Origin of the sequence: Psychrobacter sp. ER1, assembly GCF_048631835.1 — a bacterium.
In the GTDB taxonomy this organism is placed as follows: Bacteria; Pseudomonadota; Gammaproteobacteria; order Pseudomonadales; family Moraxellaceae; genus Psychrobacter.
On sequence record NZ_CP184640.1, the window covers coordinates 195,510 to 210,364 of the forward strand.

11 protein-coding genes, 4 pseudogenes and 1 other annotated feature are annotated in these 14,855 nt (G+C 40.7%); of the genes and pseudogenes, 7 read left to right on the forward strand and 8 right to left on the reverse strand.

What is annotated here, in order from left to right; genetic code table 11:
* The first annotated feature begins 413 nt into the window (after positions 1–413).
* From dapA to purC, 3 genes are all read left to right on the forward strand, one after another.
* Complete coding sequence (gene dapA / locus ACOBWA_RS00885) at positions 414–1,319, forward strand: 4-hydroxy-tetrahydrodipicolinate synthase (RefSeq protein WP_101204579.1); 906 nt, start codon at positions 414–416, stop codon at positions 1,317–1,319.
* A 141-nt stretch (positions 1,320–1,460) separates the two neighbouring features.
* Positions 1,461–1,790, forward strand: a complete 330-nt coding sequence (locus ACOBWA_RS00890) for a hypothetical protein (RefSeq protein ID WP_227526661.1) — start codon at positions 1,461–1,463, stop codon at positions 1,788–1,790.
* 125 nt (positions 1,791–1,915) lie between these two features.
* A complete protein-coding gene (purC, locus tag ACOBWA_RS00895) occupies positions 1,916–2,629 on the forward strand; it encodes a phosphoribosylaminoimidazolesuccinocarboxamide synthase (protein WP_057757995.1) in 714 nt (237 codons plus the stop codon).
* A 211-nt stretch (positions 2,630–2,840) separates the two neighbouring features.
* Here purC and ACOBWA_RS00900 read toward each other — a convergent pair whose 3' ends face one another.
* The 3 genes and pseudogenes from ACOBWA_RS00900 to ACOBWA_RS00910 form a co-directional block, all read right to left on the reverse strand.
* Positions 2,841–4,283: an AAA family ATPase gene (locus tag ACOBWA_RS00900; protein WP_420229943.1), complete on the reverse strand. Its 1,443-nt coding sequence runs from the start codon at positions 4,281–4,283 to the stop codon at positions 2,841–2,843.
* Positions 4,241–5,052: pseudogene (locus ACOBWA_RS00905) on the reverse strand (AAA family ATPase). The gene ACOBWA_RS00900 and the pseudogene ACOBWA_RS00905 overlap by 43 nt, the downstream one beginning before the upstream one ends.
* Positions 5,053–5,305: 253 nt before the next feature.
* Positions 5,306–6,522 (reverse strand): annotated as a pseudogene (locus tag ACOBWA_RS00910) (IS3 family transposase).
* Positions 6,133–6,248 (reverse strand) — a sequence feature (AL1L pseudoknot). Its footprint overlaps the pseudogene before it by 116 nt.
* A 260-nt stretch (positions 6,523–6,782) precedes the next feature.
* Here ACOBWA_RS00910 and ACOBWA_RS00915 point away from each other — a divergent pair.
* Together ACOBWA_RS00915 and ACOBWA_RS00920 are read left to right on the forward strand one after the other, a co-directional pair.
* Positions 6,783–7,414: pseudogene (locus ACOBWA_RS00915) on the forward strand (DNA-3-methyladenine glycosylase).
* 37 nt (positions 7,415–7,451) lie between these two features.
* A complete protein-coding gene (locus ACOBWA_RS00920; RefSeq protein WP_420229944.1) occupies positions 7,452–7,763 on the forward strand; it encodes an NGG1p interacting factor NIF3 in 312 nt (103 codons plus the stop codon).
* Between the two features lie 111 nt (positions 7,764–7,874).
* Here the strand turns inward: ACOBWA_RS00920 and ACOBWA_RS00925 are convergent, their stop codons facing one another.
* The 5 genes and pseudogenes from ACOBWA_RS00925 to ACOBWA_RS00945 all read right to left on the reverse strand — a co-directional run bounded on the left by ACOBWA_RS00925 (position 7,875) and on the right by ACOBWA_RS00945 (position 11,630).
* Positions 7,875–8,279, reverse strand: coding sequence for a hypothetical protein (locus ACOBWA_RS00925; RefSeq protein ID WP_420229945.1), 405 nt, complete (start codon positions 8,277–8,279; stop codon positions 7,875–7,877).
* 84 nt (positions 8,280–8,363) lie between these two features.
* Positions 8,364–8,507 carry a hypothetical protein gene (locus tag ACOBWA_RS00930; RefSeq protein ID WP_420229946.1) on the reverse strand — a complete coding sequence of 48 codons (144 nt, stop codon included), beginning with the start codon at positions 8,505–8,507 and terminating at the stop codon, positions 8,364–8,366.
* A 5-nt stretch (positions 8,508–8,512) separates the two neighbouring features.
* Positions 8,513–9,025, reverse strand: a complete 513-nt coding sequence (locus tag ACOBWA_RS00935; RefSeq protein WP_420229947.1) for a hypothetical protein — start codon at positions 9,023–9,025, stop codon at positions 8,513–8,515.
* Positions 9,026–9,752: 727 nt separating this feature from the next.
* Positions 9,753–9,953 (reverse strand): CsbD family protein, encoded by a 201-nt coding sequence (locus ACOBWA_RS00940; RefSeq protein ID WP_420229948.1) that lies wholly within the window; start codon positions 9,951–9,953, stop codon positions 9,753–9,755.
* Between the two features lie 436 nt (positions 9,954–10,389).
* A pseudogene (locus ACOBWA_RS00945) lies at positions 10,390–11,630 on the reverse strand (NADH:flavin oxidoreductase/NADH oxidase family protein).
* Positions 11,631–11,839: 209 nt separating this feature from the next.
* Here ACOBWA_RS00945 and ACOBWA_RS00950 point away from each other — a divergent pair.
* Both ACOBWA_RS00950 and ACOBWA_RS00955 read left to right on the forward strand, forming a co-directional pair.
* The gene (locus ACOBWA_RS00950; RefSeq protein ID WP_166739224.1) at positions 11,840–12,538 is read left to right on the forward strand and encodes a TetR/AcrR family transcriptional regulator; all 699 of its coding nucleotides are present in this window, start codon (positions 11,840–11,842) and stop codon (positions 12,536–12,538) included.
* 63 nt (positions 12,539–12,601) lie between these two features.
* Entirely contained in the window at positions 12,602–14,800 is a 2,199-nt protein-coding gene (locus ACOBWA_RS00955) for a molybdopterin oxidoreductase family protein (RefSeq protein WP_420229949.1), read from the forward strand.
* Positions 14,801–14,855: the final 55 nt, after the last annotated feature.

Genomic DNA, 14,855 nt, shown 5'->3' on the forward strand with positions numbered 1-14,855 from the left:
CTAAACTGCTTCTGTAGTAATGTGATTATTTATTTGCAAGGTTGTAGGCCAAGCTTTATAAGTTCAAGTAAAAAATAATACACGTTTTTTGGTACTAAATTTATAGGCTGACTGCCAATTGATTGATAGCGGTCAAATCAAAATATGCTACACTAACGAGCACTCTTATTATTATATTTCTGTCGGTTAGTAAGTACGCCTATTACTCTTGGTAGATTGCCATCACGATACTGATATCGTAGATATGATCATCTATGACACAAACGCTATTATAGTAAGTAGAGAAGCAGCATTAACATCAAGTAAGTTACGCCATTAGCGTTTATCAACGCATACAAAGCAATGGCCACTTGCAAACGACCTATCATGTGACAGCTTTAATAAAAGCTAGGATAATACAGTAAGGCACGGTTATGAGCACAGCATACGACGAGATCAAAACCCGACTACAAGGCTCAATGGTAGCTTTGGTAACGCCCATGCACCCTGACGGTAAGGTCGATTATAAACGTCTCGCAGATCTCATAGATTGGCAGATCGAGCAGGGCACACACTGCCTTGTGGCTGTTGGTACTACTGGCGAATCAGCGACCTTATCTATGCAAGAGCATAGCGATGTTATTCGCTATTTCGTTCAGCATGTCAAAGGTCGTGTACCGGTCATCGCGGGTACTGGTGCCAACAACACGATGGAAGCCATCAAGTTGACTCAGGATGCTGCCGATGCAGGTGCGGACTGCGCGTTGCTAGTCGCTCCTTACTACAATAAGCCACCACAAGAAGGCTTATTCCAGCATTATCAAGCCATTGCCAAAGCCGTAAATATACCGCAAATGCTGTATAACGTGCCTGGACGTACAGTGGTTGATATCGCTCAAGAAACGGTTGAGCGTTTGTGCGATATCGATAATATCGTTGCTATCAAAGATGCGACAGGATCTGTCGGTCGCGGTGAGCAATTGATAAAAGCCGTTGGTGACAGAATGGTTGTGTTATCTGGTGATGATGGCACTGCGCTTGATCTAATGAAAGTAGGTGGCAAAGGTAATATCTCAGTCACTGCTAACGTAGCACCAAAAGCCATGAGTGAGACTTTTTCTGCGGGTTTACGTGGTGATTTTGAAGCGGCTGGTAAAATCCATGACGTGGTCAAACATTTGCACCGTGACCTATTCATCGAATCAAGCCCTATCCCAGCGAAGTACGCCTTGCATAAAATGGGCATTATCGATAAAGGTATCCGTCTGCCATTGGTTTGGCTCGCCGAGCAGCATCATGCGACTATTGATGAAGCATTGGTTCGAGCAAACATACGATAAATTGATATTTAGCCAATTAATATTCGGTGATTTAAGACTTGCTGCACATTAGATGAGTGCCATTCGATCTAGCAGTAAGTCAACTTATCACGATAAGTCAATCGCATACATGAGCAATAACTGCTAACTCAGAGAGACAACATGATGACAGTATCATCAAAGACAGTATCATCAAAGACGACAAAACTACTTCCAGCAATGCTGACCTTGGTTTTGGGTAGCACTTTGGTATTAAGCGGCTGTCAAGCGACCAAAAACCTGCTTGGTAAACGTGATAACGGCAGCTTAGATTATCAACAAAGCAAAAAGCTTGCACCGATAGAGCTACCTGCCGCCCAAGAAACGGCACCTTTTGTACCTTTGTACCCAACACCGAATGTGGGTGCGAACACGCTCAAACTACAGAATGAGTCAGGTAATCAGTATCAGCTGCCAAAGCCTCAGCGTGCTGTTAGTAGCCCTTCAAACTAATTTATTTCTTCACTTGTACCGCCGATTTTTATGATTATTGATTAAAATAATATCGATATTGTAATAAGAGTCAGCGGTCGCTGCGCGTTTTTACCACATAAGCTTGAACGAACAGGAACCCTATAATGCAAAAGCAACAACTGCTGTATAAAGGCAAAGCCAAATCTGTCTATGAAACAGAAGACAATGATCTTCTTATTTTACACTTCCGTGATGATACCTCAGCGCTTGATGGTAAGCGTATCGAACAATTGGCACGTAAAGGCGTGGTGAATAACCGCTTTAATGCTTTTATCATGCAAAAATTGTCTGATGCTGGTATCGAAACGCATTTCGAAAAGCAATTGTCTGACGACGAAGTGTTGGTTAAACGCTTGGACATGATTCCTGTAGAGTGCGTGGTGCGTAACTTTGCAGCTGGTAGTTTGGTGCGTCGTTTAGGCTTAGAAGAAGGTCAGGCATTGACGCCGCCAACTTATGAGCTTTTTTATAAAGACGATGCGCTAGGTGATCCGATGGTTAACGAATCACTTTCTGTGTCTCTTGGTTGGGCGACCAAAGAGCAATTGGCTAAGATGGAAGAGCTAACCTATCAAGTCAACGATGTATTAAAGGCATTGTTTGATGCGGGTGATTTGATTCTAGTTGATTTTAAACTAGAGTTTGGCGTATTCCATGACCGTATCGTATTAGGTGATGAGTTCTCACCAGATGGCTGCCGTATCTGGGACAAGAACACTAAGAAGAAACTTGATAAAGACCGTTTCCGTCAATCATTAGGCGATGTGATCGAAGCTTATGAAGAAGTGGCTGACCGTATTGGTGTGCCATTAAAATAAGTATCTGATACTTAGCATACAATAAAAACTGAGCCATGTGCTCAGTTTTTTTATGTCATTATATTAATGTTGGTTCCCTAGTGAGGACTTGAATCTTTGGCTGTGGGTTGATGATCTCAGTATATTTAGGTAGTCGCGAGGTACTTGATAATGTACATGCAGTGAGCCTTTGTATCGTTATTTTTATTTACAATAAGTGCTGTGAGATTTCTTAGACAGCTATTTGACTTATATTATTGTTCGTATTTCTCATCATCATATTATAGTGTGAGATATGACCTGTCTTTTCGAACACAGCCTCAAAAATTCTATTATATTCGTCTATAGATGCAAATTGTCCATCAATAAATAGATCATCTGGAATACAGTGAGATCCGTCATTGACCCAACATATAAGAGATTTACAAATTAATTGCTCATTCGAACAAGTAAACTTACTTAGAATATCATCATCTCCCATACTTCCAAGAATTTTAAAATAATTCTCAATTATTCGTCGCATAGAGTTTTGAATAGCTATTGGGGAACCCATGTTTTCTTGTAACTCTCGCCATAACATCTCATAAGAGCTGTATATCGGATTCTTATTTTGATAATTAATAATGCTTGTCTTATTTTCTGATTTTCTTAATTTCCAGAAATTAACTGTATTCTCCGACTGTGCTTGGCCGTTCACAAAGGATATTTCTTTATGGAAGTAAATGTTATGAGTTAATATTATTAATTGTTTAAACTGATGATTATCATCATTTTTTACGTTTTTTATTATGTCTTTAACCAAGCTACTAACAACAAAAAGGATATTACTATCTAAGCTTGATATTGGATCATCAATTACGATAACTCGATCGGTATTTATTGAACTTTCAGTTCGTCCTCCTTTGCATAGATGATAAAAATAAAGAAAAGTTATGAATGTTACTTCACCTTCACTTAGAGTATCTTTGGCAAGAGTGCCGTCACCCCTATGCAGCTGATACCTGTTTTGCTCAAAAGGTTGTATGCTAAATCCAGTAAAACCAAAAGATAATAATGAAGCATTTATATCCTGAACCGTCGTTATAGTATTAGTTGGTATCTGCGAAAGATCGTCTATCTCTTGCTCTATACCTTTCATTATTAAATTTGCAGTTTCAATTTGCTGTGTAATACCCGTTATAGCTTTAACTAAATTCCTTTTTTTGGAGTTATATTCGTCAAGTATGGTTTTATTAGAGTTGACCGTATAGTGCCACACTTGCTGTTTCAAACGAGCTTTTGAGTCACTTAAACGTGCAACTAAATTGTTGTGAGCTTGAATTGCACCGTTTGAACTAGCAATAATTTCCTGTAATCGTTCGAACTCTTCTGAGGTAGTGTAAATATCTAAATCACGACTCAACTCCTGTGATTTATCACGCATAATATTAAGATTTAATTCTAGTTTTATTTTGAGTTGATCAGAAGTCTGCTTGAATAGATCTATGTCAAAACTATAAGGGTTAGACTGCTCATGTATACTAATTATACGATTTAATGACGATTTTATAGTGTTAACTTCGCTAACGTAATTAGCAAGTAACCTATCTACTAGAGCCTTTTTTTCCTTATAAGTCGCATCAAAATAATTTTCTATGCTTTCTCTAAATTCATCATCGATTGTCTCTTTTGACAAAACGGACATGTGCTACTATTTTCTTGAATATGTTCTACACCTGTGCTTACCCAATCACTAATTCTCAAGTGCTCTATTAGATTTGATATGCCAATGTCATTTTTGCCTATTATCACTTCTTTCCAGATAGTATTATCTTCTATTCTGGATAAAGCTTCTGGCGATATATTCTCTATATTGGATATTGTAGATGTACTGTCATGAAAAATAGATGTTGCAGTGGTTTCCAATTCCTCCAATGTTAAGACTGGCGTATTATCGCTTAACCCCTGTAGGTTCTTTTTGAAAAAAGCAGCTTTGTTGTTTAGGAAAGACAAGGAACTTCTAAGGAGGTTATGGTGACGTAGTACACTATTGTTCCAAATAGCTTCTGTTTTTTCTTCTTCTAACGTACTTAATAAACCTTGTTTAGTCTCCAATGTAGATGTAAATCGTCTAAGGTTCTCCATTGCATCATTTAGTTTAAGTTTTTCTTCTCTGATTTTTTTTCGTTATCTACATCTTCTTCACCAATTGTAAAAATACCTTCAAAACTACTATTAAGAATATTTCTGTCTTTAAAATCTTTGTTGTATACAAAAGTTTCAACTGTACGGTTGTCTAACCAGTTAATCGTACAGTTAGATTGTGGTTTATCTAACAGCTTAGAGATTGTAGTTTTTCCACTACCATTAGCTCCATAAATAAAATTAACCTTTTCTAAGTTATTACAGCTTATTCCTATTGCATCGTATGTACCAATATTTCTAATTTGGAAGCTCTGAATCATACCTATAATCAAAGTAAAGAGTGTTTATGCTTGTAGAAAACACTAAGAGAGAGGAAAGACACAACTAATTTTGATAAATTTTATAGCCTTACATCATAGGATACTCATGACATAAAATCAAAATTAAAGAACATTTCCACTCAGATAGTATCTATCATTTATTAGCATACCCCAAGAGAACCATTTACCTAACCCTTCAAACCTATTAACAGACTGAACCGCCCCGACTTTATCGGAGAGTGATTTACTTGAGTCAGGCAGCGATGCCTGACAGGGTTAAATTATCATAATACCGCTTTTCAAATTCAAAAGGTGACACATAACCAATCGTGCTATGCAGTCGTGTTTTGTTAAACCAATCGACCCATTCAAGGGTTGCTAGTTCAACATCGTTCACACCAGACCAGCTCTCTTTCAAATAATGAATGACCTCAGACTTATAAAGCCCGTTGACCGTCTCAGCCAGTGCATTGTCGTATGAATCACCTGTAGTGCCAACAGAGGCAATCACACCGCAGTCAGCCATTTTATCAGTATAGCGAATGGATAAATACTGAACCCTCGATCACTGTGATGAATCACATCTTTGGGATAGTTTCTATCTGCTATTGCTTGATTTAACGCCGCCATCACCATATCTGTGTTCATACGATTAGATACTTTCCAGCCCACAATAGCGCGAGCAAACACATCAATAATAAAAGCGGTATACACCCAGCCGCTTATCGTCTTGATATAAGTAAAGTCTGCCACCCAGAGCTGGTTAGGGCGATGAGCGCTAAAGTTACGATTAACCAAGTCATCAGCACGCTTTTGATCATCACGGCTGTGAGTTGTTATTTTACCCTTACCGCGCCAGACACCTTGTAGGCCATGCTGTCTCATTAAACGCTCTATGGTACAACGAGCAACCTTTAACCCGTCAGCTTTCATCTGCTGCCATACTTTACGCGCACCGTAACGGCATTTGCTGTCCTGCCAGATACGTTTAATCTCGCTGATGTAAAAGTCGTCATGTTGACTGCGCAATGAGCGTTTTTCAGGGTAGCTCTCCAAGTCTTTAGCACGGTGATAGGTTGATGGGGCAATCGGTAATACTCTACAGATCAGCTCGACCCCATAATTATTCTTATGATCGTCGATGAATTGAATCATGATTTTAGTCAGCGGTCGAGCTCCGCCTGGGCGAAAAAGCGGCAGCCTTACGTATGATCTCATTGGCTTGCTTGAGCTCTCTGCATTCGCGTTCAAGCTCCTTGATGCGCTCTTTATCACTTTGCGCTTGCACCGATGCAGGAATAGTTTGATCTATGTGCTTTTATGCCACGACCGCAGGGTTTCAGGCGTACAGCCAATCTTAGGGGCAATGGCTTGAATCGCTGACCATGTGGAGGGATAGTCGCCCAACGCTTCTATCAGCATGCGAACGGCGCGTTCTTTAATCTCAGGAGTGTAGGTTTGTTTTTTCATTGTCGTATTCTCTCAGAATGTTGAGTCTCCGACAATCCCGGGGCGGTTCAGACCGCTATAATGGAACCACTTATAACAGACTGCAATTCCTATCCATTTATCAACCAGTATCACTCTTTAGGCACGGGCTTGTAGTTTAGATCGTATAAAAAGCAAACATAGCACAAACATTATCCTCAATACCTTATCTTAATTTCATGCTAATTTGTTAATGCTTACTCATATTGATTAGATAATAAAAATAAGATAAGGTTTCGCTAATGTCTACTGCCTCATCAACCGTTTTGGATCCTGGCTGGTTCACTCATCCGACCTGTGTGGTCGCTGCTGACCTGATTGGTAAAGTCTTATGTCGGCAGCTAACCGATAGCGATGGACAGCAAAAACGCTACGTATGCGTATCTCTGAGACCGAAGCCTATATTGGTCAAGATGACCCCGCTTGCCATTCACATGCAGGCACTCGAACGGCACGCACAGAGATTATGTATGAGCAAGGTGGCGTGTTCTATGTCTATCTGACCTATGGCGTGCATCATATGCTAAATTTGATTAGCGGCTCTGTAGAGTCGCCTGAATCGGTATTGATACGCGCTGGGTTTTTGACTGATGATAGTGACCGTCTGATTGAAGAGCAACAACTCAGTCCGGATAAGCAGTTTACACATCCTAAGCAGTTCGCAGGCCCTGGTAAATTGACCAAACGCTTGCAAATTGATCGCGATTTATATGGCAAGCCTATTTCGCCAGCATCAGAAGTTTGGATAGAAAATGATGGCTGCCAGCCACCTGTATCACTACGCCCACGTATTGGTATTGATTATGCAGGTGACGCCAAAGACTGGCTACTACGTTATATATGGACCGATCATTCTTCCTTATCTAAGAACTAGCAGATTGAGATTCAAAACCATTCTATGAGGTAAACCTATGTATAAGTTGACCGTTTTTATTCCTGATGCAGCGTTAGAACAAGTGAAATCTGCTTTGTTTACTGCTGGCGCTGGGAAAATTGGAAACTATGAGCAATGCTGTTGGCAGGTACAAGGAGCCGGTCAGTTTATGCCATTGTCAGGTAGTATGCCGCACATTGGTACACAGGATAGCTTAGAAACTGTCGATGAGTGGCGAGTTGAAATGGTGGTAGATGAAGCTTTTATCGATGCTACCATTGCCGCGTTAAAAGAGGCGCATCCCTATGAAACGCCAGCTTATGATGTGATAAAAGTTTTGGATTTTTAGTTTTATATAGAAAAATACCAGATTCTTGAGTGTAAGAATTCTCATAAAAAAACCAAATAAATCATTTGATGACTTATTTGGTTATAAAGTTTTTAAAGTTCCAACTGAGTATTAATAGTGAATATCAGACCCTAATGATCGATTAATCTTTTTAAGTTTAATCACGTTGTAGCTTGGATAGCCTAGCTCGATTTTATAATCATCGCGTCCACGTTCAGCCTTTATCTTAATCTTACGATCACCATTTTTATATTTGACGTCTTTGACGCGATATCCCATGCTACGGACTTTACTAGCAGCTCGTTGCTCGACAACGGAGACATAGCTGTCTTTGTCGTTCTTTTTGTCTTTGTGTTTTTTATGGCCTTTATTGTCCTTATGAGTATGCTCGTAAAGGTCGTCATAGCCATTGTAGCCGTTCGGCGCAGTCACACAGCCTGTGGTCACTGCCAATAAAGCTGCGACTATGCTGCCAGTCGCTACCGTTTTTAATGTTGAAAATGATAGAGTTTTCATAATGATTTCCTAGTAATATATCGTTGCTCAATATGGGTAAAAGCTAAACGTACCGAGGTAATTAGCTAAAAATGCTAAAAGTAATCAATCTTTTCTGACTTTGATCACATCTAAATTTGGATAACTCAATAGTATCTCGTACTTCTGTGAACCGCGTTTGGCCTCAATCTCAAAGACGCCGCGCCTGTTTTTTTCTTCAAGCTCGATATCTTCGACACGGTAGCCCATCGCTCTTACTTTGTTGATAGCATGGCGTTTGATAGCTGGGTAACGTGATTCTCTTTAATAGTGTCTTCGACATCGCCTTTTTTATAGCGCTGACCATTTTGATAATTATCTTTATGCTTGTTTTCTTTATAGCGGTCATTATTCTTTTGCGACTTATTATTGTCCCAGTTATCTGGCCATGCTTCTTTGCTTGAGCTGATGAGTCTTAGGGTAGGGTAAGTATATTTTAGCTCGTAGGCTTGGTTGTTCTTTTTAGCATAAGCCGTAAGAGCTCGATCACCACGGTAACTATCAGCTCTGATATCTATAACTTGATAGCCTTTGCGCCGCAAGTCTTGTCGAAGCTGCTGACTTACGCGATTAAAATTATTGTTTTGGCTATTATTATCACCACGATAGACAGGCTGATTGTCATATCCTGAACCTACAACCGCACAACCCACTGTCGTACCCAATAATGCAACGACAAGACCAGTAGATACAGTGGCCTTAATAGAGAAAGGTTTTATTGTTTTCATGAGGCAATATCCTATGATGGTATTAAGTAGGCGATATATGTTAGAAATATCTATAACTATAAGATTTTAAAAGTATTCTGATGAATTAAATTAGATCGTAATTAACAAGTATCTTTATTAGGTTATTTTTCGAAATATTTCCTTACATTATCTATAATAGAGCACAAAACTTTGCGCTAGGTGTCATTTGCGTTAATAAGTTGTAATAATTGTGGCAAGTAAAATAGATTGTTGTAAGCATATGCTTACACGTAATGACGTTTACGCGACTTAACATACGAGTGAGAGTTAGGCATTATAGTCACACGGCATTAGGGAATGTGACTCAAGGATTGAGTTAACCGCATTAAGGATAATGATTCGATAACTAGCGTCAGGATGACAATAGCGATTGAAGTAAGGACACAGTCCCTTTGCTGATAGCAGCAAGTAATACTGAAGCTGTAGTGTAGTAAAAAGGGTAGGATGCCCAGTATCACAATGTACTGAATATTTGTGCAAGGATGCATGAAAAGCAGTCGTGGTAGGTAACATGGATAGTTAACAATAAAACCGCATAACAATTGATTGCTATGCGGTTTTATCGTGTCTGGAGAATGGTAATTTATTTCTCCAACAGCTTACCTGTACAGTATAAATTCGCCATAAAAACCGCATATATTTCTATGCGGTTTTTCAGTTTATTCAGTACAGTAATTATGCAGCGAATAAGCATACAATGAATATATTAATATTTGTTTTCTACACGCCAGTCATCTACTTCACGCTCTGCGTCTTCGGCATGACCATAGCGCTCTTGTACGCGGCCTACTAGCTTGTCACGGCTACCTTCGATATGGGTAAGGTCATCATCTGTTAGCTCGGCCCATTTTTGTTTAACTGAACCTTTCATTTGGTTCCATTCGCCTTTTAGAGTATGTTCGTTCATTATATTATTCCTTTTATTGAACTTATTGTGTTTGATTTATTTCTTAATAACTATTTTGGTTCTTATTTCACGATTTCGATTACTGACACTACTACTTAATTTTTATTCTAATTATATTACACAAGGATAAAGAATGGGTTCCAAATATCTTGTGAGATTAAATATAGGACTTTTCAATTCAGCTGTCTGTATATGCTATGTTTATAGTGTTACTTAATTATAATGAGCGTTTGCTAAGTGTTATCTACAGGGCTACTGTAGTAGTGCCACGTAAATTGCGTCTATTGTGCGTGATAATAATTTTTTCTATGAACTTGTTTTTTTATATAAATATTAAGAAAATATATTATTTATTCAAAAATAATTATGCAAATAAAAAGCAGAGATTCAAAAGTAGAGTAGCTGCTTTTTTATTGTCTTTGAAATTGATTGAAAGTTATTTCATCGAATATTTATTCAAATATTGATGATAGCGTTTAGTGAGTTTCTTTATTTGTATACGATCAGAAATCAATGAGAAAATTGGCGACGCATTTGGTTTGGGTGATTTTCCTTGCCCCATGCGCTGTAATTGTCGCTTGATGACCGCCATTGTAGCAACTGCACTTAAGGTTTTATCTTTCCAGCGTACCACAGGATTGTGAGCACTAAGCGTACTATCATTTTCCCAGTCATTCGGTAGAGCAGGGTTCATGGCTAATGCGGTTCCCATACCAACCACGTCAATCCCTTGCGCCAGTATATCTTCTGCGACAGCCAATCGCCTAACGCCACCTGTCGTCATGATAGGCATGGTAGCAACTTGAGCAATCTCTTTGCGAAATCTAAAAAGTAAGCTTCTCGTTGCAACGTGCGACCATCTGCTGTGCTGCCTTGCATGGCTGGGCTTTCGTAGCTGCCACCTGATAGCTCAACCAAATCTACGGCCAATTCATTCATCGCTAAAATAACCACTTTGGCATCATCTGCATCGAATCCTCCGCGCTGGAAATCGGCTGAGTTTATCTTCACAGCGACTGCAAAGGTAGGCGCAACTTGAGCACGAACGGCTTTGATTACTTCGATCAATAGTCGCATACGATTCTCAATTGAGCCACCGTATTCATCTTTACGTTTATTGGTAAGCGGTGATAAAAATTGAGAAATTAGATAGCCGTGGGCGGCATGAATCTGTACACCATCGAAGCCAGCCTGTTCTGCTTTTAGTGCACTATCGGCAAACCGCTGGATCAATTGTTCAATATCTTGCTGCGTCATCGCACGAGGTCTGCCAAATAGATGGGAGTGCTTGCCCAAGTCAATTGCCACGTCAGAAGGTGACAGCACATCGCCGCCCATGGCAGCATATACTTGACGGCCAGGATGATTGAGCTGCATCCAAACCTGCGTATTGTTGTGCTTGGCAGCATTTGCCCACGCTCTAAAAGGCGCTATCTCACTGTGTTTGTCTAATACGACCCCACCAGGCCCTGTCATAGCGCGGCTATCCACCATCACGTTTCCCGTGATTAACAGACCTGTCCCGCCTTCTGCCCAATTCTTATATAGACGGAGCAGTGTAGGGCCAGGGACTTGACCGACATCAGCCATGTTTTCTTCCATGGCAGCTTTCGCTAAGCGGTTGGGTAATGTAGCGCCACAAGGCAGAACTAAAGGGGAGAATACAGGTGATGTCATGATAGCGGCCTAAAAATGGTTGTTTTGTGAAGCATGAGTTCTACTATGGGTTTGGCTATAGACATATGGTTTAAATGACTATAACCTTATAGCTAAGATATTCGCTATCGGCAATTGACCATTATCATCACATTTTTTGGCACAATAGCACCTAAGGTAAATTACTGGTGTGTCGATATAATTATCTATTGAATAGGAATACCTCTGCATTGAATGTATTAGCGCAAGATTTGACAGTCCCAGTAGAGTCCAAACGTGAGCTGGCAAAAGCCAAGACTCGGCGTGCGTTATTAAAAAGTGCCTTGCGGTTGTATAGTTTGGAAGGTGCTCAGGGCATGAGCATGAATAAAGTTGCCAAAGGTGCAGGTATTGCCCAGCCCAGTTTTTACAATCATTTTGAGAGTCTAGAGGCGCTACAAAACGAGCTGAGCGCCCAACTAAAAGACAATTATCTATCACCGATGCGACTGGCATGGGTCAATATGCTCAAAGATTATGATGTATTGAGTAAAGATCAGTTTAATCAGCAATGTCGACAATGCTTGATTATGATTTTTGATTCTGCATTTGAGAATATCGCATTGTTTCAGCATTTGTTAGAGGACCGTCCTAGGTTTAGTGACAGTATAGAAAACCAGTCTTCATTAAATAATGGATTGGGCAATCTGATTACCGAAATACAAGAAGAATGGACAGAGATATTTATTCAAGGATTGCAGTTATCCAATCGTTCTTGCGAACGCAGCGCTGTCAATCTATGCGTCGATATGGCGGCGGCACAAGTACATGAGTTGATATTGGGCTGTCATCAGCAGCGATACTCAAGACAACAAGCGATTGCCACCTTGAGTATCAGCTTTGACGCACTGTTTGCCAATTTTTTGCACGGAAGCAATACTAGTCAGTAGTGATAATAAGCAAAAATTATTGTCATGAAATCTAGAACAAAAAACACAACAGGGAGAGTGACTATGGCCACAACCACGGCTGCACCAACGTTAGGCGAAGCGCAAACGCATTTTAGAACTTGTACATTGTGCGAGGCGATGTGCGGTGTCGAAATAAAACATGATGGCGAAAAAGTCTTGTCGATTAAAGGGGATAAAAACGATCCCTTTTCGCAAGGCTATATTTGTCCGAAAGCCACCGCTTTGCAAGATTTGCATGAAGATCCTGACCGTTTACGTCAGCCGGTAGAGAGAACGGTAGACGGTTGGAAATCTATTAGTTGGCCAGAAGCGTTGGATAAAGTCGCCGCAGGTATTCAGTCCATACAGCAAAAGTATGGTCAAAATGCGTTAGGTGTTTATCTAGGCAATCCTAACGTACACAACATGGGTGGTATGTTGACCATCAAACAACTGCTTACCAGTTTAAAGACGCGCAGTCGTTTTTCTGCCACTTCTATCGACCAGCTGCCACATCATATTATTAGTATGCATCTGTTTGGTCACATGCTGCGTATCCCAGTTCCTGACGTCAATAACACGCAATACATGCTTATCATCGGTGGCAATCCGTTGGCTTCTAACGGCAGTATCATGACTGCGCCCAATATGCGTCAAAAGCTAAAAGATATCAAAGCGCGCGATGGCAAGGTAGTAGTGATTGATCCAAGACGTACCGAAACTGCTGACATCGCCAGCGAACACCACTTTATTCGTCCAGCGACGGATGTACTGCTGTTATTAGCTATGCTCAATGAAATCTATACGCAGGGTTATGCCAAGCTCGATACTAGAGTGGCAGCCTTGGCACCAGAGATCGATCGACTTGCTTTGTTTGCTGAACAATACACACCTGAGTCAGTGGCAGACATCACGGGCATTACCGCAGCTGAAATCAAACGTATCGTCAAAGAGTTTTGTGAAGCGGAAAGCTCAGTTTGTTATGGTCGTATGGGCATCTCAGTGCAAGAGTTTGGTTTGCTGAGCCAATATCTATCTATGGTCATCAATATCGTCACAGGTCGTTTAGATGAAGTGGGCGGACTTATGTTCCCAAATCCTGCCGTAGATGTTGTGAACAGCTCAGGCCCAGGCTATTTAGGTAAACGTCATAGCCGCGTCAGCAATTTGCCAGATTTTAATGGTGAGTATCCAGTGGTTGCGATGGCAGATGAAATGTTAGTCGAAGGGGAAGGCCAGTTAAAGGGATTCGTTACGGTCGCTGGCAACCCGGTTCTGAGTACGCCAAATGGTGAAAAATTGGACGAAGCATTATCTCAGTTAGAATTTATGGTTTCGCTTGATTATTTCGTGACTGAGACCAGTCGCCATGCCAATATTATTTTGCCGCCTGTATCACCATTAGAGCGCGACCATTATGACATTACTTTTAACGGCTTTGCCGTGCACAATGTCGCCAAATATTCGCCTGCTTTGTTTGATAAAACCGACGATACCAAGCATGACTGGGAGATTTATTTAGGACTGGCAGAGCGCTTAGACAAAGATGCGCCAGAAGCAACGCAGAAAGAACGTGCCGCGACAAAAGCATTTGGTCCTAAGTTCTTGTTAGAGCAAGGCCTAAAGTATGGACCTCATAAAGAGGTGACATTTGAAGCCTTAGTCGAAAATCCGCATGGTATCGATTTAGGTCCGCTGCATCGTATGTTGCCAGAGGCCATCAAACATGCCGACAAACAAATTCATCTTCATGTCGATTTTTATCAGTCAGATTTGGCACGTGTTAAAGAAATGGTGCAACAGTACAACAGTAATGAGATTTTGCTAATCGGTCGTCGTCATGTACGTAGCAACAATTCATGGTTGCACAATAGCCATCGATTGGTAAAGGGTAAATCTCGCTGTACATTGATGTTGCATCCGCAAACGGCAGCGCAACATGGCATTGCAGACGGCCAAGATGTCAGAGTAACTTCTCGAGTAGGTAGCGTGGTCATTGCAGCAGAAGTGACGGATGAGCTGATGCCAGGAGTGGTCAGCATCCCGCATGGTTTTGGACACGGACGCAAAGGGGTGAAGCAAAAGATTGCGCAAGCGCATGCAGGTGTCAGCGTTAATGATTTGACCGATGAGACGTTGATTGATCAGTTGAGTGGTAATGCCGCCGTTAATGGTGTACCTGTGCAACTAGAAGCATTGGATATGGGTGTAGATGGTTTATCTACTGCTACAGAGACTGTAGCGGAAGGCGCACTAGCATAAAGTTAATCATACCTTTGTAAAAGTATAAAAAGGCGTTCACGTAAAGTGAGCGCCT

Bases quoted from the DNA above. Each gene is read 5' to 3' on its own strand.
- ACOBWA_RS00935 (WP_420229947.1), bottom strand. From the start codon at position 9,025: ATGAAAACAATAAAACCTTTCTCTATTAAGGCCACTGTATCTACTGGT.
- ACOBWA_RS00920 (WP_420229944.1), top strand. From the start codon at position 7,452: ATGTATAAGTTGACCGTTTTTATTCCTGATGCAGCGTTAGAACAAGTG.
- ACOBWA_RS00925 (WP_420229945.1), bottom strand. From the start codon at position 8,279: ATGAAAACTCTATCATTTTCAACATTAAAAACGGTAGCGACTGGCAGC.
- ACOBWA_RS00930 (WP_420229946.1), bottom strand. From the start codon at position 8,507: ATGGGCTACCGTGTCGAAGATATCGAGCTTGAAGAAAAAAACAGGCGC.
- ACOBWA_RS00890 (WP_227526661.1), top strand. From the start codon at position 1,461: ATGATGACAGTATCATCAAAGACAGTATCATCAAAGACGACAAAACTA.
- ACOBWA_RS00940 (WP_420229948.1), bottom strand. From the start codon at position 9,953: ATGAACGAACATACTCTAAAAGGCGAATGGAACCAAATGAAAGGTTCA.
- purC (WP_057757995.1), top strand. From the start codon at position 1,916: ATGCAAAAGCAACAACTGCTGTATAAAGGCAAAGCCAAATCTGTCTAT.
- ACOBWA_RS00955 (WP_420229949.1), top strand. From the start codon at position 12,602: ATGGCCACAACCACGGCTGCACCAACGTTAGGCGAAGCGCAAACGCAT.
- dapA (WP_101204579.1), top strand. From the start codon at position 414: ATGAGCACAGCATACGACGAGATCAAAACCCGACTACAAGGCTCAATG.